Here is a 15,941-nt window from a genome sequence, read left to right on the forward strand (position 1 = left end):
ATGACAAACATCCTGCGTTCCCCCCTTGCAGTCGCTGCTCTCTTCGTCGGTGCGTCCGGCGTCGCCCTCTCGCTTTATTCGTGGCATCTTCCGCCCTTCAGGACCTTGGTCGAAACCACCGACAATGCCTATGTCCGCGGTTACGTGACAGTGCTCGCGCCGCAGCTCAGTGGCGATGTCGCCGAGGTTGCCGTCCAGGACTTCCAGGAAGTGAAGACGGGCGACCTGCTGGTCAGGATCGATGACCGGATCTACACACAGAAGCTCGAGCAGGCGAAGGCGAGCCTTGCCATGCAGAAGGCAACGCTTGCCAACTCCTATCAGGACGAGATGTCGGCCCGCGCCTCGGTCGGTTCGGCGGAGGCGGAGCTTAAGAGCACGCAGGCCGCACTTGCCAACGCCGAGGCCAATTGGGACCGCAGTCAGCGGCTTGTCGGCAAGGGCGTGGTGGCCGAAAGCGCAAGGGATAGCGACCGCTATGCGCTGGCGCAGGCCAGGGCCGGCGTGGCCAAGGCTGAGGCCGCAATCGAGGTCGCCCGCCAGAAGGTCGCGACCATTCTTGGTACACGCGATTCGCTGGAAGCCTCCGTAGCGAACGCCGAAGCGACAGTGAAGCTTGCCGAGATCGATCTCGCCAACACCCGCATTGTTGCTCCGCGCGACGGCAGGGTCGGTGAAGTCGGTGTCCGGCTTGGCCAGTATGTGACTGCCGGAACCCAGTTGACCACGCTCGTGCCGAATGATGTATGGGTCGTCGCTAATTTCAAGGAGACCCAGATCAATGGTCTGAAGCCCGGTCAGCCCGTGGTTTTTGCAGTCGATGCGCTCGGCGGCACCGTTCTGCATGGGCATATCGAGCGCTTCTCGCCGGCAACCGGTTCAGAGTTCAGCGTCATCAAGACCGACAATGCGACGGGCAACTTCACCAAGATCGCCCAGCGCGTTGCAACCCGTATCAAGGTCGATCCTGGTCAGGAGGAGAGGGCGCATCTTTCGCCGGGCATGTCGGTGGTCGTAAAGGTCGACAAGTCGTTTTCCCCTGATGACACCATGACCGGCAGCCTCTGAGCCTTTCCTTCCCTGCCGCTCAAAAGAAAACGCCCGGTCCGTGAGGACCGGGCGTTTCGCAATGCCCTGAAGGGCGAATTGCTTATTCTTCGTCGCCGTCGCGATCTGCATCCGGATCGAAGAAGTCTTCCGGACGGAGCGCATCTTCGTCAACGCCGTAGATGGCGTCGGCGGAGGTGAGGCTTTCGCCCTTGGACTGGCGTTCAGCTTCTTCGGCAGAACGTGCAACGTTGATTTCAACGGCGATTTCGACTTCGGCATGCAGGTGCATGGTTACCTTGTGCAGGCCGATGGTCTTGATCGGGTGGTTGAGCTCGACCTGGTTGCGGCCGATGTTGAAGCCTTCGGCAGCCAGGGCATCGACGATGTCGCGGGCAGCAACCGAGCCATAGAGCTGACCGGTTTCGCCAGCGGCGCGAACCATGATGAAGGACTTGCCGTCGAGAACTTCGGCAACCTTCTGGGCTTCCGATTTGCGCTCGAGATTACGAGCTTCGAGCGTTGCGCGCTCAGCTTCGAAACGGGTCTTGTTGGCTGCATTGGCGCGAAGTGCCTTGCCGAGCGGCAGCAGGTAGTTACGTGCAAAGCCGTCGCGGACCTTTACGGTTTCACCCATCTGGCCGAGCTTGGCGATGCGTTCGAGAAGAATGACTTCCATTGCATTGTTCCTTTCAGTTTGAGTTTACGAATTGGAATTGTCGGAGCCTGTGCCTGAGGCGGTCGGCGTAAGTGCTACGGTCCGCCGCGTATCGACAAGACCGAAAACGAGGACGATGAAGGCCGGAAGGACCATCAGCGTCGAAAGATAGGCTAGGATCAGTGCCGGTACGCGCCAGTCCTTGCCACGGGTACGAAGATGCAGCGATGCAAACCCGCTGAGCAGAAAACCCGCACCGAAGGCGCCGCATACCGTCGCACCGATCAGGGCAGGGGTGCCACCCGCAAAGCAGGCGAGGATACCGGCGAGAAAGACAAACAGCGCGTTGCGGTTCATCCGGAGTGCCGACGGAATGTCTTCGCGCGGACGAAGCGCCCGGCTGGAAGCGGAGGCGATACGGGTCGCGATATAGTGGGCGGCGAACAGCATCATCACCCAGGTGCCGCCCTGAACGACAGGGATCGTAAGCACGAAGAACCGTTTGGATTGTTCCAGGGCTGCGGGATCCATCGCCATGGCCGGATTTTGCTCGTTCATGGAAGACGCGACCATATCGACGAACTGATCGGTGAGCTCCGGGCCGTAACCGATCATGATGCCGAGAAAGATCACAGCCAGAGAAACGAGGCCGCATAAATGCAGCAGGATATCCGAGAGCGGATACCACGCCGTCAGGTTTGCCGGACCACCGATTTCGGAAGCCGGACGGGCGAGGTTTGAAAGATGGGCGAGCCAACCGGCTGGCAGCAGCGTCAGCACTGCCATGAACAATGCGAACATCGGTGATACGGCGACGGCGCCGACGAAGGCTGCCACTGCGATCGCGACGATGGCTGCAATATTGCCCCAGCCCAGCCCGACAATCAGGATAGGCAGTGCTGATGCGGCATAGAGAACGGCGGAAAGGGACGGCTGCGCATTCGCGCCCAGTAGCAGCAGGGCGGCGGTCATACCGGCAATGATGCCGGTCAGCAGCAATTGTCCATTCACCTGTTTCACGTTCGCTGTCCTGCTACATCAAGCAGTTAGGGGAAAAACCGGACTCAGATCCTGAGTTCCGTGCCCCAACATGGGATTTAACCTGAAGACGTTTCAGACTTCGCTTGAAGTCCGATGTCTTCGGCATGGGTTCCGATCCGCGCCCAACGCGGAAGGGAGAAACTACCCTCCGGTGCGGGACCGGAGGGTAGCAAATCGTATTAGGCTACGACGTACGGCAGCAGGCCGAGGAAGCGGGCGCGCTTGATCGCCTGAGCGAGTTCGCGCTGCTTCTTCTGGGAAACAGCCGTGATACGGGACGGAACGATCTTGCCGCGCTCGGAAATGTAGCGCTGCAGCAGACGAACGTCCTTGTAGTCGATCTTCGGAGCGTTTGCGCCGGAGAAGGGGCACGTCTTGCGACGGCGGTGGAACGGGCGGCGTGCCGGGGAGGAAGAAGCGTCAGCCATTGTCATATCTCCTTATGCACGGTCTTCGCGCGGACGGCGCGGGCCACGGTCGCCGAAGCCACCTTCGCGGCGCGGGCCACGATCGTCGCCTTCGCGGCGCGGACGGTCGTCACGGTCGCGCTTCTGCATCATTGCCGACGGGCCTTCTTCATGGGCTTCGACAGCGATGGTCATGTAACGAAGTACGTCTTCGTTGATGCGCATCTGACGCTCCATCTCGTGGATAGCCGGTGCCGGAGCATCGATGTCCATGAGGGCGTAGTGAGCCTTGCGGTTCTTCTTGATGCGGTACGTCAGGGACTTGAGGCCCCAGTTTTCGATGCGCCCGACCTTGCCGCCGTTAGCTTCGATGACACCCTTGTACTGTTCTACGAGGGCGTCAACCTGCTGAGCGGACATATCCTGCCGGGCAAGGAATACATGTTCGTAAAGAGCCATGGTAAGCTTGCCTTTCTTGCGGTTGTCATCACCCGGGATCCGGCGCTAAGCCTCAACGACTGCTCCTGATTGGGTATCCCCAAGGCAAGAAAAGCGTTTGATCGAGACGGTCGAGAGCGGAGACACGGGAGGCCGGAACCCCTTGGATTCCTGCGGCGATCTTGCGAAAGCCTACCCTCCGTTCAGCCACCAGCCATGAGACCGGGTGTTGTGAACAGCGCGCTTATACGCATTTTTGCCGGGAAGGCAAGGCCATCAGCGTATTTTGATGGCGACGATGTCTGGTTTGTTTCAGCCGACCTTCAAGACATAGTTACTGTTGTCGAGCGTCCAGCTGAAGTTCGAGGCGTCGCCATTTGTCAGCGTCAGGCTGATCTGGTCGTCCGAGCCGGCAACCTTCGCGGTCAGCGTATTGCCGCTGACGGAGATTGCGACGTCCTTGTCCATCAGGCCGGAAAACCGGATCGACAGGGCGCCGTTGCTGGTGATTGTGTCGGAGCCGTCGCCCTTGGCAAAGCCGTATTCGGCAACCGCATTACGGCCGGTCTGGGTGATCGTCACCGTATCGTCGCCAGCGCCGCCGGAAGCGTAGATGCGGTTGCCCTCGAGCGTCATGGTGTCGTTGCCGGCCCCGCCGGTCACGCCGCGAATGGTGTCGGCCGCCACCTTTATAATGTCGTCGCCACTGCCGCCATCGACGTCGAGCACAAGCTTGCCTGAGATGTTGATGGTGTCGTCGCCGTCGTCGCCATGGATTCCATTGGCGACATCCGTGGAGATATTGAAGGTGTCATTTCCGGCGCCGCCGGAAATGTTCGCAACCCGGTCGGATCTCGCGGTGATGACATCGTCGCCAGCGCCCATGTCGATTCCGTAGACGCTGCGGGTATCCATCGTCAGCGTGTCCGCATCTGAAGTCCCGGTTGCCCCGGTGATATGGCCGAAGCTTTCGCTGACGGTGGTGCTGGTTTCAGCCCCACCGGTATCCTTGCCAAGCGAGACGATCTCGATAATCCGCGCCATGGCGCGTTCGGCCACTTCGTTTCGGACATAGCCGCCGTCGCCGTCGTTCTGCCAATCGCGTGAGGACGAGTTCTTGCCAGGCGTCAGCGGCGTGTTCGCGGTGAACAACTGCGTGACATACTGGCTGACATTCAAATTACGATAGAAGGCGTTGATGGCGCTCACGTCCGGACCTTGTGTTCACATGGCCTTCTCCGCTGACCGCAAAGTAAGGCATGTCGTGTTCGCCATCATGTCGAACGATGCTTTAAACTAAACTTAATCGCAAGTATCACGCCCGGCCAGTCGATCCGTGGGAGGCGGTAAGCGAAAGGTAAATACTCCAATATCATTGCGACGGGAGCGGCCCGTCGGGACCGCTTCCGTGTGGCGTTTCTTTGCTCTGTTCAGGTTGCAGCGACAGTGTCAGATCGGCGCCGGATACTGGCGGTGGACCTTGGCAATTTCCTTGAGGATCTCGTCGGAGAGCGTGACGTCGGCTGCGCCGATATCGGCCTTCAACTGCTCCATGCTCGTCGCGCCGATGATGACTGAGGCCATGAACGGGCGGGTGAGGCAGAAGGCGAGCGCCATCTGTGCCGGATCGAGGCCGTGCTTCTGGGCGATGTCGACGTAAGCGCGAACGGCTGGTTCTTGCAACGGCTGCAGCCGCCCACCGAGGTCGCCATTGATCGCGCCGCGGGATCCGGCCGGCTTCTGGCCGCCGAGATATTTGCCGGTGAGGAGCCCTGCGGCGAGCGGCGAATAGGCGAGCAGGCCTACATCTTCATGGCGGGAGAGCTCAGCCATGTCGAGATCGAAGTGACGATAGAGGAGATTGTATTCGTTTTGCACGGTTGCGACACGCGGCAGGCCTCTTTCGGCCGCAAGTGACAGGTATTTCTGGGTGCCCCAGGTCGTCTCGTTCGAGAGTCCGACAGCGCGGATCTTGCCGGCCTTGACGCAGTCATCCAGCGCTTCCAGCTTCTCGAGCATGTCGGCGATCGTATGTTCGCGATCCTGATTGAAGGGGTTGTAGTTCCATGCCTGACGGAAATGAAAGTGCCCGCGATTGGGCCAATGGATCTGGTAGAGGTCGATGTAATCGGTCTTGAGGCGCTTGAGGCTGGCGTCGACGGCTTCGCGGATCGTGATGCCGTTGATCGGCCGTCCTTCGCGGATCCAGGGGCGACCGGCTCCGGCGATCTTGGTGGCAAGGATTACGTCCTTGCGCTTGCCGCTCTTTTCGATCCAGTCGCCGATATAGGTTTCGGTTAGCGTATATGTCTCGGGAGACAATGGGGTGGTGGGGTAAAGTTCGGCGGTGTCGAAGAAATTGACGCCGTGGTCGAGCGCGTAGTCCATCTGCGCGAAGGCTTCGGCTTCGCTGTTCTGCGAGCCCCAGGTCATCGTGCCCAGGCAGATTTCGGAAACGGAAATGCCGGTGCGGCCCAGTTGATTGTACTTCATGAAAATGATCTCGGACGATAGGAGGCGGGAGGAGGGGTGAGGATTGCCCTGGGCAAATCTAGGGCCGTTTTGCTGCAGTGCAAGCCCAAAGCGGGCGCTAATGAAGTCTGTGACGTATGCGGCGTTGACGGCTCACGCACTTGACTCATGCGGCAAGAACGTCAATTGGAAAAGAAAAATGAAGGGTAAATACCCGATCCGAGGAAGGATAATCCAATGACTTTGGCATTTACGTTTCCGGGCCAGGGCAGCCAGGCCGTCGGTATGGGCAAGGAACTTGCCGATGCTTTTCCGGAGGCGAAGGCCGTATTCGATGAAGTCGATGAGGCGCTCGGCGAGAAGCTGTCCGCGACCATGTTCGACGGACCGGAGGACAAGCTGACGCTGACGGCCAACGCGCAGCCGGCGCTGATGGCCGTTTCCATGGCGGTCATTCGTGTTCTGGAAGCCCGCGGCCTCGACCTCAAGGCGAAGGTCTCCTACGTCGCCGGCCATTCGCTTGGCGAATATTCTGCCCTCTGTGCCGCTGGCACCTTCTCGCTGGCCGATACTGCCCGGCTTCTCCGTATTCGCGGCAATGCCATGCAGGCGGCGGTTCCGGTCGGCGAAGGCGCCATGGCTGCGATCATCGGTCTTGAGCACGGCGATGTTGAAGCCGTCTGCAAGGACGCGTCCGCGCTTGGCTCCTGCCAGATCGCTAACGACAATGGCGGCGGCCAGCTCGTCATTTCCGGTGCAAAGGCTGCCGTTGAGAAGGCGGCGGCGCTTGCCAGCGAAAAGGGTGCCAAGCGCGCCATCATGCTGCCGGTTTCCGCACCCTTCCATTCGGCTCTCATGGCGCCTGCCGCCGAGGCCATGCGCGAGGCGCTTGCCGGCGTTGAAAAGAAGAATCCCGTCGTGCCGCTGATCGCCAACGTGCGCGCCGCTCCCGTAACCGATGCCAATGAGATCGCCACTCTGCTCGTCGAGCAGGTCACCGGCCAGGTCCGTTGGCGCGAGACGGTCGAGTGGTTCGGCCGGAACGGTATCACGACGCTTTATGAACTGGGTTCGGGCAAGGTCCTGACGGGACTTGCCCGCCGCATCGACAAGAATGTCACGGGCGTGGCCGTCAATACGCCGGCTGATATTGATGCCGCGATTGCGGCTCTCCTCGGCTGACATCCGGAACCATCAGAACAAGGAACTCGCATCATGTTTGACCTGACCGGCCGCAAGGCACTCGTCACCGGTGCAACCGGCGGCATCGGCGAAGAGATCGCTCGTATGCTGCATGCGCGCGGCGCGACCGTTGGCCTGCACGGCACCCGCGTCGAGAAGCTGGAGGCACTGGCTTCCGAACTCGGCGAACGCGTCAAGATCTTCCCGGCCAATCTTTCCGATCGCGACGAGGTCAAGGCTCTTGGCGAAAAGGCCGAGGCTGAGCTCGAAGGCGTCGACATCCTCGTCAACAATGCCGGCATCACCAAGGACGGCCTGTTCGTCCGCATGAGCGATGCCGATTGGGACAGCGTGCTTGAGGTCAACCTCACTGCCGTCTTCCGCCTGACGCGCGAACTGACCCATCCGATGATGCGTCGCCGTTATGGCCGCATCATCAACATCACCTCGATCGTCGGCGTGACCGGCAATCCGGGGCAGGCCAATTACTGTGCCTCCAAGGCCGGCATGATCGGGTTCACCAAGTCGCTCGCCCAGGAAATCGCCACCCGCAACGTGACAGTCAACTGTGTTGCTCCGGGCTTTATCGAGAGCGCCATGACCGGCAAGCTGAACGACAAGCAGAAGGATGCGATCATGGGGGCGATCCCGATGAAGCGCATGGGAACGGGTGCGGAAGTCGCTTCTGCCGTTCTCTATCTGGCGTCGTCGGAAGCTGCCTACATGACTGGGCAGACTTTGCACGTCAACGGCGGTATGGCGATGATCTGATGTTGCATCGCCTCGCGAAGCGGCGACATGCAATTGTATGTTGACCAATTGGCGACGGCGATTTTCAGGCTTTGCGCGGAACTTAAACCGTGTTAAGCGGGCCATGACTGTGAACAGTCGCCCGGTTTTAAAGGGAAACTGTCACGCTTTTGATTGCGTGGCTGGGTCGAAGGAAACGGGGCTGAACAAATTTGTCGACAGGCTAGAAAGACGCCGTCGACGAAATACAGGGTAGGGACGCCATTACGGCCGCCCTTGAGATAAAGAAGGTCGAGGAAACCGACATGAGCGATATCGCAGAACGCGTTAAGAAAATTGTTGTTGATCATCTCGGCGTAGACGCTGAAAAGGTTGTTGAAGGCGCGAGCTTCATTGACGATCTGGGCGCGGACTCGCTCGATACCGTTGAACTGGTCATGGCCTTCGAAGAAGAATTCGGCGTCGAGATCCCCGACGATGCCGCTGACTCGATCCTGACCGTCGGTGACGCGGTCAAGTTCATCGAGAAGGCTCAGTCCTGATCGATTATCATCATTGCGGGAAGGCTCTTCGGAGTGCTTGTCCCGCTGAGGCCCGCGGAAAGCGGGCCTTACTGTATTCTAATGGCATCGGCTGCAAGAGTGGGGCGGGCTACGGACGATGAGACGTGTCGTTATCACCGGTACCGGCATGGTATCTCCTCTGGGATGTGGAACTGAACTGACCTGGTCGCGTCTTCTGGATGGCCAGAGCGGTGCGCGCCGCGTTACTGAATTCGAAGTCGAAGATCTGCCGGCGAAGATCGCCTGCCGTATTCCGACCGGCGAAGGTGAAGGCACATTCAATCCTGACGATTGGATGGAAGCCAAGGAGCAGCGCAAGGTCGACCACTTCATCATTTACGCGATCGCAGCTGCCGATATGGCGCTGGAGGATGCCGGCTGGCATCCGAAGACGGATGACGAGCAGTGCGCCACAGGCGTTCTGATCGGTTCGGGCATCGGCGGTCTCGAGGGCATCGTCGAGGCAGGATTTATTCTGCGCGACAAGGGCCCGCGCCGTCTTTCGCCCTTTTTCATTCCGGGTCGCCTGATCAATCTCGCCTCTGGCCAGGTCTCGATCCGCCACAAGCTGCGCGGACCCAATCATTCTGTCGTGACCGCCTGCTCGACCGGTGCACACGCCATCGGCGACGCCGCTCGCCTGATCGCGCTCGGTGATGCCGATGTGATGGTGGCCGGCGGTACTGAATCTCCGATCAGCCGCATCTCGCTGGCCGGTTTTGCCGCCTGCAAGGCACTGTCCACCCAGCATAACGACGACCCGACGCGCGCTTCCCGTCCCTACGACAAGGATCGTGATGGTTTCGTCATGGGTGAGGGGGCGGGTATCGTCGTCCTGGAAGAACTCGAACACGCCAAGGCTCGCGGCGCGAAGATCTATGCCGAAGTCGTTGGCTACGGTTTGTCGGGCGATGCCTTCCACATCACGGCTCCGTCCGAAGATGGCGACGGCGCGTTCCGTTGCATGACCATGGCGCTGAAGCGCGCTGGCCTGCAGGCATCCGACATCGACTACATCAATGCCCATGGTACTTCGACCATGGCGGATACGATCGAGCTTGGTGCGGTCGAGCGTCTGGTCGGCGATTCGGCTTCCCGGATCTCGATGTCCTCCACCAAGTCGGCAATCGGTCACCTTCTCGGTGCCGCCGGTGCGGTCGAGGCGATTTTCGCCACGCTGGCGATCCGCGACAACGTCGCCCCGCCGACACTCAATCTCGACAATCCCTCCGTTGAGACGGCGATTGACCTCGTGCCCCATAAGGCCCGCAAGCGGGATATTAACGTCGCCCTGTCCAATTCCTTTGGCTTCGGTGGCACCAATGCGTCGCTGGTCCTTCGCCGCTACGAAGGCTGAGTGATCCCCGGATCGCCAGTCGCGATGCAAAAGAGTTCTCCGTCCCGTCGCCGGGACGGACGACTTACCTGTATTTTGCCGCATTGCTTGGCCAGATAGCAGCGATACCGAACTGAAGAGGATTGCCGGTGAGCGACAATAGCCAGAACAGCGGTGTTTCCTTCGGCCGTGGCTCGGAGGGCCAGCCGAAAGGGCCGATCATCCCGAAGTCGCCAAACGAGGCTCTTCGACCGGAGCGGGTGCCCGCACCGCCGCGCCGTTCCCGCAAGGCCCGCAGCCAACTCGTTATCTTCCTGAATTTCATTATGACCTTGGCGGTAGCGATGTGCATCGCAGCCGTCGCCTGCTTCTACTATGTAATGTCCGCCTATCAGGAGCGCGGCCCTCTGACAGTGAACACGAATTTCGTTGTTCGCAACGGTGCCGGCCCATCGGAAATCGGCAATAACCTCGAACGCAATGGTATCGTCAGCGATGGCCGTATCTTCCGCTACGTTTCCGATATCTATCTGGGAGAAGGTGAAACGCTGAAGGCCGGTGAATACGAGATCAAGGCGGGTGCCTCGATGAAGGAGATCATGGAACTCCTGAAGTCGGGCAAGTCCATCCTCTATTCGGTCTCCATGCCGGAAGGACTGACCGTTCAGCAGATGTTCCACAGGCTCGCGGAGGATACCATCCTCGAAGGCGATCTCCCATCGGACCTGCCTGACGAAGGCACCTTGCGACCGGACACTTACAAATATTCCCGCGGCACCAAGCGTACCGAAATAGTCAGCCAGATGTTGGCGGCCCAGGAAAAGTTGGTGGACCAGATCTGGGAGCGCCGCGATCCGGACCTGCCGATCAAGACCAAGGAAGAATTCGTCATTCTGGCGTCCATCGTCGAGAAGGAAACCGGCAAGGATGACGAGCGTGCCCACGTCGCTTCCGTCTTCATCAATCGCCTGAGCAAGGGCATGCGCCTGCAGTCCGATCCGACCATTGTCTATGGTCTGTTCGGCGGCGAAGGAAAGCCTTCCGACCGGCCGATCTACCAGTCGGACCTGCAGAAGGAAACACCCTACAATACCTATGTGATCAAGGGCCTTCCCCCGGGACCGATCGCTAACCCCGGTAAGGCTGCGCTGGAAGCTGTCGCTCATCCGTGGAAGACATCCGACCTTTACTTCGTGGCGGACGGAACCGGCGGCCATGTCTTTGCACCGACGCTTGACGAACACAACGCCAATGTACGGCGCTGGCGCAAGCTGGAGGCTGAGAAGGGTTCGGACCCGAACATCGCGGTCGACGGACAGCCTGAGGGCGATCCGGAAGCCGCGGCGCCCAAGAAGAAAAAGAACTGACAGCACAGCCGGGAGTAACTGCTATGGCGCTGCAATCCATGACCGGCTTTGCCCGCGCCGAAGGCACGAGCGGACGATACCGCTGGGCCTGGGAGCTGCGCTCGGTTAACGGCAAGGGTCTCGACATCCGCATGCGTCTCCCGCAGGGGATGGAAAGCTTCGAACCGGAAGTTCGCCGATTGCTTGGTCAGCACCTGACCCGCGGTAATATACAGGTTGGTCTGAACGTATCCGTCAGCGAAAACCGGGTCGAAGCCGTGTTGAACCGCGACGCTCTCGACGCGGTTCTGCGCCTGCGCGACGAACTTGGTACAGCTCTCGTCGATCCCGCACCGCTGCGCCTCGATGCGCTTATGGCAATCCGCGGGCTGGTCGATTTCCGCGAAACACAGGATGACGAAGCGGCACTCGCTGCCCGCGACGCTGATATTCTCGCGGGCCTGGAACAGGCGGCCCGTGCCCTTTGCGATATGCGCAAGACGGAAGGCGATGCTCTCTGTCGCCTGCTGTCCGACCATGTGTCAAGCATCCAGGACCTCGTGCAGAAGGTCGAGGCCGATCCGTCCCGCCAGCCGGAAGAAATCGCCCGCAAGCTGGAGGCCCAGCTCGCAGCACTTCTCGACTCTTCTCCCTCGCTCGACCGCGACCGGCTCCATGCCGAGGCAGCGCTTCTCGCAACCAAGGCGGATCTTCGCGAAGAAATTGACCGGCTGAAGGCCCATGTCACGGCGGCGCGCGATCTGCTTTCAATGGGCGGACCGATCGGCCGAAAGCTCGATTTTCTGGCGCAGGAATTCAACCGCGAATCGAATACCATCTGTTCCAAGTCGAATGCCGTGGCGGTGACCACCGCCGGCATCGAATTGAAGGTTGTCATCGACCAGTTCCGCGAACAGGTCCAGAATTTGGAGTAGTAAATGAGTCCGGTAACACCGTCCTCGTCTGTGAAGATCGCCCGGCGCGGGTTGATGCTGGTACTGTCTTCACCGTCCGGTGCTGGAAAGTCGACGATTGCGCGAAACCTACTGGAGGACGATCCGACCCTCGGTATTTCCGTGAGCGTTACCACACGAGCCAAGCGGCCGAGTGAGATTGCCGGCAAGCATTATCATTTCATCAGCATTCCGCAGTTCGAGCGCATGCGCGAATCCGACCAGTTGCTGGAATGGGCCGAGGTTCACGGCAACTTCTATGGCACCCCGCGCGAGCCGGTCGAGCAGGCGATGTCTGAAGGCAAGGATATGCTGTTCGACATCGACTGGCAGGGCGCGCGCCAGCTTCAGGAGAAGATGAAGGCCGACGTGGTCTCGATCTTCGTGCTGCCGCCAAGCATGACCGAACTGCAGTCCCGCCTGCACCGCAGGGCCGAGGACACGGAAGAGGTCATCCGCACCCGCCTTCATAACTCTCGCTCCGAGATTGAGCATTGGCGTGAATATGACTATGTGATCGTCAATGACGATCTGGATAACGCGTTTCGCGCGGTCAGCAATATTGTCGGCGCCGAACGCATCCGTCGCGACCGCCGCTACGGCCTCTTCGATTTCGTGGAGCAGTTGCTGACCGAAGAGCCAAAGCTCTGACCGCAAGCCACACATCCCTGTCCTCCGGGGATTTAAGGCCCCGACGTTTGAGCTTCTTTTTGCTTTTTCGCAGGCTTGGTAAAATGCCGAGCCCCTTTGCGCGGCATTATTCAGATCTGGTTTGCCAGACTGACGAATTCCTCGACGCTCAGCGTTTCGGCACGCCGCGCCGGGTCTATCCCGGCCTTGGCCAACAGCGCTTCTCCACCGAGGGATTTCACGCTCTGACGTAGCATCTTGCGGCGCTGGCCGAAGGCCGCATGTGTCACCTTCTCAAGCTTATCCGGATCGCAAGGCAGGGGGGCTTCACGCGGCACAAGATGCACGACGCTGGAGGTAACCTTCGGCGGAGGGGTGAAAGCCTGCGGCGGTATGTCGAACGCCATATGCGCCTCTGTACGCCAGCCGCAGAGGACACCAAGCCGGCCATAATGATTGTCATCCTCGCGAGCGACGATGCGCTGGCCGACTTCCTTCTGGAACAGCAATGTAAGTGATTGCCAGAAGGGCGGCCATGACCTTGGCAGCAGCCAGTTGACGAGCAATTGCGTGCCGACATTGTAGGGCAGGTTGGCGATGATCTTGATCGGGCCTTCGGGCGCAAGCGCTTCGAAATCGGTCTTCAGCGCGTCGCCCTCGATCACCTCAAGCCGGCCGGGGTAATGTTCCGACACTTCGGCGAGCGCCGGCAGGCAGCGCGCATCCCGTTCGACGGCAATCACTTTCTTAGCCCCGAGCGCGAGGATGGCGCGCGTGAGACCACCCGGACCGGGGCCGACCTCAAACACTGTCACATCCTCCAGTGAACCGGCGGTGCGGGCGATCTTCTGGGTCAGGTTGAGATCGAGCAGGAAGTTCTGGCCAAGCGCCTTGCGTGCATCGAGGCCGTGGCGGGAGATTACATCCCGCAGCGGCGGAAGTCCGTCTAGAGCTGCCATCAGATCTGTGCTTCGGTGAGCAGGCTGATTTCAGACGCAAGCTGGATCGCGGCAACGAGGCTCTTCTCGCGTGCAATTCCCTTTCCGGCAATGCCAAAGGCAGTCCCGTGATCGGGAGAGGTGCGTATGAAGGGAAGGCCAAGCGTGACATTGACCGAATCGTCGAAGCCGAGGGCCTTCGCCGGGATCAAAGCCTGATCGTGATACATGCAGATCGCCACGTCGTAGCGCCGACGGGCATCGTCATGGAACATCGTATCCGCAGGCAGGGGGCCGAAGGCATCGATACCTTCCTCGCGCAACTGCATGATAGCCGGATGGATGATATCCTGGTCCTCGTGGCCGATGGCGCCGTCCTCACCCGCGTGCGGGTTCAGCCCGGCAACGGCAAGCCGCGGATGCGCAAGCCTGAAGCGCGTCTTGAGGTCTTCCGCAACGATGCGGCAGGTATCAACGACAAGCGCCTCGGAAAGGGCCGTCGGCACGTCCTTGATCGGAATGTGAATGGTCACAGGCACAGCCTTGAGCTTCGGCCCTGCCAGCATCATCACCGGATGGAAGGTCTTGCCTGTCCGCTTCTTGGCAAGATCAGCAAGAAACTCGGTATGCCCCGGAAAGCCGAAGCCGGCTTCATAGAGAACAGATTTAGCGATCGGGTTCGTTACCATGCCCCGAACCTTGCCATCGAAGCAGAGCGAAACGGCAGTCTCGATCGAGGCTATCGTACCCTTTGCCGTTGCCACATGCGGCTCACCGGCGACGACATCGACACCAGCAGCGACCGGTAATACCGGAAAGGCACTGGAGAAGATGGAAACTGTGCCCGCAGCATCGGTCTCGCGGATCGGAACCTCGATCTCAAGCTCCCGGGCGCGCACGGCCAAGACGGCAGGGTCGCCGATGAAAATGAAAGGCGGCAGCTGATGCTGGTCGCGGTTCAGCCACGCCGTTAGCGCGATATCCGGCCCGATGCCGGCTGGATCACCTTGACTGAGGGCAAGAGGAAGCATGTCGGCAGCGGTCATATCGTGTTCCGGAATCAGTTTTCGACAATCTGCGCCTTTGAACGAAGGTCGTCGAGATACTTCTTGGAGTTGGGGTTCTCACCGGTCTCCTTTTCCTTGCCAATGTCCTCGGCGCGGAAGACGACTTCTGCCGCTACGTCATCCGAAACCTGACGCTGGTTACAGATAGCCAGATATTCTACGCCACGCTCGGTGACGCGGGTTCCGGTGGTGCCGCCGCTGGCCTTCTCGATCAAAGGCTTCCACTCAGGCGGAAGTTCCGGCTCAAGCACACGACCGAGATTTCGGATGGATACATCGAGATAGTTCTTCGCGAATTCCATGGCTCCGTCGCAGCCCGGGAACTTTGCACGGGACGCTTCGGCCTCGGCCTTGCGCTTGCCTGCGATGCCTTTTTTGGATGCCGGCACGACGAAAATGACCTGTTTCAGAAAATACTCTGTGGTCACCGGTTTCTGCTTGTTTTCGAGCAGGCGGCTGACCACTTCCTGATTGGAAAGCTTGCCCTTGCTACCGTATCGGGCATTGACAAGCCTCGGCCAGCTCATCGATACGGCAATATAGGCCTTGAAGTGCTCGGCGCCAACGCCGGCCTGACTGAGAATACTTGAAAGCTGTGCCTCAGACAGTTTGTTGGAACTCGCGAAGCGGCCGAAGGCGGCATTCACCTCGTCGGTGCTAACCGACATACCAACTCGTGCGATCTCCTGTCGCTTCAGCGCTTCCTCAATCAGTTCCTGCTTGGCAAGCTTGTTGAGGTCACCTTTGCGACGCTGGAGCTTGAGAAATGCGACGCGGCGGGCAACATCGCCATTTGTGATCGCCGTCTTGTTGACGACAGCTACCACCTGGCTCGCAGCATTCGCGTTTTCGACAAAGGCAGTGGGGCCCACGCAAAGACCGAGCGCCAATGTGCCAGCCAACAGGGTTCTCAACCCCTTCTTCGCAAAGGTCATCTGTATTTCCTTCCCTCGGACGCGGTCTGTGCGGTCGCCGGACATGCATCCGCCAATCAATGTACAATCAGCCGCATGGATTGCATAATCCGTGCGGCAAAACAATGACGCCGAGCGAATAGACCCGCCTTTCGCCGGAAGTCGATAAGAATTCGATCTTCCGGCGCTGCTTATGCGG

17 protein-coding genes are annotated in these 15,941 nt (G+C 59.8%); 8 read left to right on the forward strand and 9 right to left on the reverse strand.

Annotated elements, in window-relative coordinates; all coding sequences use genetic code 11:
* Nucleotides 1-1,068, forward strand: coding sequence for an HlyD family secretion protein (locus H4I99_RS03245; protein WP_163904527.1), 1,068 nt, complete (start codon nucleotides 1-3; stop codon nucleotides 1,066-1,068).
* 82 nt (nucleotides 1,069-1,150) lie between these two features.
* On the opposite strand, the gene rplI is transcribed toward H4I99_RS03245, so the two are convergent.
* From rplI to H4I99_RS03275, 6 genes are all read right to left on the reverse strand, one after another.
* The gene (rplI, locus tag H4I99_RS03250; RefSeq protein WP_163904530.1) at nucleotides 1,151-1,726 is read right to left on the reverse strand and encodes a 50S ribosomal protein L9; all 576 of its coding nucleotides are present in this window, start codon (nucleotides 1,724-1,726) and stop codon (nucleotides 1,151-1,153) included.
* A 24-nt stretch (nucleotides 1,727-1,750) separates the two neighbouring features.
* Nucleotides 1,751-2,725 carry a DUF2232 domain-containing protein gene (locus tag H4I99_RS03255; protein WP_163904531.1) on the reverse strand — a complete coding sequence of 325 codons (975 nt, stop codon included), beginning with the start codon at nucleotides 2,723-2,725 and terminating at the stop codon, nucleotides 1,751-1,753.
* A 200-nt stretch (nucleotides 2,726-2,925) separates the two neighbouring features.
* Nucleotides 2,926-3,174, reverse strand: a complete 249-nt coding sequence (gene rpsR, locus H4I99_RS03260) for a 30S ribosomal protein S18 (RefSeq protein ID WP_099057306.1) — start codon at nucleotides 3,172-3,174, stop codon at nucleotides 2,926-2,928.
* 12 nt (nucleotides 3,175-3,186) lie between these two features.
* Nucleotides 3,187-3,612, reverse strand: coding sequence for a 30S ribosomal protein S6 (gene rpsF, locus H4I99_RS03265; protein WP_099057307.1), 426 nt, complete (start codon nucleotides 3,610-3,612; stop codon nucleotides 3,187-3,189).
* A gap of 291 nt (nucleotides 3,613-3,903) precedes the next feature.
* Nucleotides 3,904-4,800, reverse strand: a complete 897-nt coding sequence (locus H4I99_RS03270; protein WP_163904532.1) for a calcium-binding protein — start codon at nucleotides 4,798-4,800, stop codon at nucleotides 3,904-3,906.
* 240 nt (nucleotides 4,801-5,040) lie between these two features.
* A complete protein-coding gene (locus H4I99_RS03275) occupies nucleotides 5,041-6,084 on the reverse strand; it encodes an aldo/keto reductase (protein WP_163904533.1) in 1,044 nt (347 codons plus the stop codon).
* A 216-nt stretch (nucleotides 6,085-6,300) separates the two neighbouring features.
* Between H4I99_RS03275 and fabD the strand changes: the two genes are divergently transcribed.
* From fabD to gmk, 7 genes are all read left to right on the forward strand, one after another.
* Nucleotides 6,301-7,245 carry an ACP S-malonyltransferase gene (gene fabD, locus H4I99_RS03280; protein WP_163904534.1) on the forward strand — a complete coding sequence of 315 codons (945 nt, stop codon included), beginning with the start codon at nucleotides 6,301-6,303 and terminating at the stop codon, nucleotides 7,243-7,245.
* Between the two features lie 33 nt (nucleotides 7,246-7,278).
* The gene (gene fabG, locus H4I99_RS03285) at nucleotides 7,279-8,016 is read left to right on the forward strand and encodes a 3-oxoacyl-[acyl-carrier-protein] reductase (RefSeq protein WP_163904535.1); all 738 of its coding nucleotides are present in this window, start codon (nucleotides 7,279-7,281) and stop codon (nucleotides 8,014-8,016) included.
* Nucleotides 8,017-8,300: 284 nt separating this feature from the next.
* Nucleotides 8,301-8,537, forward strand: coding sequence for an acyl carrier protein (locus H4I99_RS03290; protein ID WP_099059947.1), 237 nt, complete (start codon nucleotides 8,301-8,303; stop codon nucleotides 8,535-8,537).
* A gap of 118 nt (nucleotides 8,538-8,655) precedes the next feature.
* Nucleotides 8,656-9,915 carry a beta-ketoacyl-ACP synthase II gene (fabF, locus tag H4I99_RS03295; RefSeq protein ID WP_099057312.1) on the forward strand — a complete coding sequence of 420 codons (1,260 nt, stop codon included), beginning with the start codon at nucleotides 8,656-8,658 and terminating at the stop codon, nucleotides 9,913-9,915.
* 128 nt (nucleotides 9,916-10,043) lie between these two features.
* Nucleotides 10,044-11,261 (forward strand): endolytic transglycosylase MltG, encoded by a 1,218-nt coding sequence (gene mltG, locus H4I99_RS03300; protein WP_163904536.1) that lies wholly within the window; start codon nucleotides 10,044-10,046, stop codon nucleotides 11,259-11,261.
* Between the two features lie 23 nt (nucleotides 11,262-11,284).
* A complete protein-coding gene (locus tag H4I99_RS03305; protein WP_163904537.1) occupies nucleotides 11,285-12,175 on the forward strand; it encodes a YicC/YloC family endoribonuclease in 891 nt (296 codons plus the stop codon).
* A 3-nt stretch (nucleotides 12,176-12,178) separates the two neighbouring features.
* Complete coding sequence (gmk, locus tag H4I99_RS03310) at nucleotides 12,179-12,844, forward strand: guanylate kinase (RefSeq protein WP_163904538.1); 666 nt, start codon at nucleotides 12,179-12,181, stop codon at nucleotides 12,842-12,844.
* A gap of 110 nt (nucleotides 12,845-12,954) precedes the next feature.
* On the opposite strand, the gene rsmA is transcribed toward gmk, so the two are convergent.
* Genes rsmA through H4I99_RS03325 form a run of 3 tightly spaced genes read right to left on the reverse strand, consistent with a single transcriptional unit; the run spans nucleotide 12,955 to nucleotide 15,763 of the window.
* Nucleotides 12,955-13,782: a 16S rRNA (adenine(1518)-N(6)/adenine(1519)-N(6))-dimethyltransferase RsmA gene (rsmA, locus tag H4I99_RS03315; protein ID WP_163904539.1), complete on the reverse strand. Its 828-nt coding sequence runs from the start codon at nucleotides 13,780-13,782 to the stop codon at nucleotides 12,955-12,957.
* Complete coding sequence (gene pdxA / locus H4I99_RS03320; RefSeq protein ID WP_163904541.1) at nucleotides 13,782-14,807, reverse strand: 4-hydroxythreonine-4-phosphate dehydrogenase PdxA; 1,026 nt, start codon at nucleotides 14,805-14,807, stop codon at nucleotides 13,782-13,784. Before pdxA ends, rsmA begins: the two co-directional genes overlap by 1 nt.
* Before the next feature lie 14 nt (nucleotides 14,808-14,821).
* On the reverse strand, nucleotides 14,822-15,763 hold the full coding sequence (locus tag H4I99_RS03325) for a SurA N-terminal domain-containing protein (protein WP_163904543.1): 942 nt from the start codon (nucleotides 15,761-15,763) through the stop codon (nucleotides 14,822-14,824).
* Nucleotides 15,764-15,941: the final 178 nt, after the last annotated feature.

It is taken from the genome of Paenirhizobium daejeonense (assembly GCF_014280875.1).
Lineage (GTDB): Bacteria > Pseudomonadota > Alphaproteobacteria > Rhizobiales > Rhizobiaceae > Allorhizobium > Allorhizobium daejeonense.

Coding starts and splice junctions, on each gene's coding strand:
- H4I99_RS03245 (WP_163904527.1), top strand. CDS start 1: ATGACAAACATCCTGCGTTCCCCCCTTGCAGTCGCTGCTCTCTTCGTC.
- rplI (WP_163904530.1), bottom strand. CDS start 1,726: ATGGAAGTCATTCTTCTCGAACGCATCGCCAAGCTCGGCCAGATGGGT.
- rpsR (WP_099057306.1), bottom strand. CDS start 3,174: ATGGCTGACGCTTCTTCCTCCCCGGCACGCCGCCCGTTCCACCGCCGT.
- rpsF (WP_099057307.1), bottom strand. CDS start 3,612: ATGGCTCTTTACGAACATGTATTCCTTGCCCGGCAGGATATGTCCGCT.
- H4I99_RS03275 (WP_163904533.1), bottom strand. CDS start 6,084: ATGAAGTACAATCAACTGGGCCGCACCGGCATTTCCGTTTCCGAAATC.
- fabD (WP_163904534.1), top strand. CDS start 6,301: ATGACTTTGGCATTTACGTTTCCGGGCCAGGGCAGCCAGGCCGTCGGT.
- fabG (WP_163904535.1), top strand. CDS start 7,279: ATGTTTGACCTGACCGGCCGCAAGGCACTCGTCACCGGTGCAACCGGC.
- H4I99_RS03290 (WP_099059947.1), top strand. CDS start 8,301: ATGAGCGATATCGCAGAACGCGTTAAGAAAATTGTTGTTGATCATCTC.
- fabF (WP_099057312.1), top strand. CDS start 8,656: ATGAGACGTGTCGTTATCACCGGTACCGGCATGGTATCTCCTCTGGGA.
- H4I99_RS03305 (WP_163904537.1), top strand. CDS start 11,285: ATGGCGCTGCAATCCATGACCGGCTTTGCCCGCGCCGAAGGCACGAGC.
- gmk (WP_163904538.1), top strand. CDS start 12,179: ATGAGTCCGGTAACACCGTCCTCGTCTGTGAAGATCGCCCGGCGCGGG.
- rsmA (WP_163904539.1), bottom strand. CDS start 13,782: ATGGCAGCTCTAGACGGACTTCCGCCGCTGCGGGATGTAATCTCCCGC.
- pdxA (WP_163904541.1), bottom strand. CDS start 14,807: ATGACCGCTGCCGACATGCTTCCTCTTGCCCTCAGTCAAGGTGATCCA.
- H4I99_RS03325 (WP_163904543.1), bottom strand. CDS start 15,763: ATGACCTTTGCGAAGAAGGGGTTGAGAACCCTGTTGGCTGGCACATTG.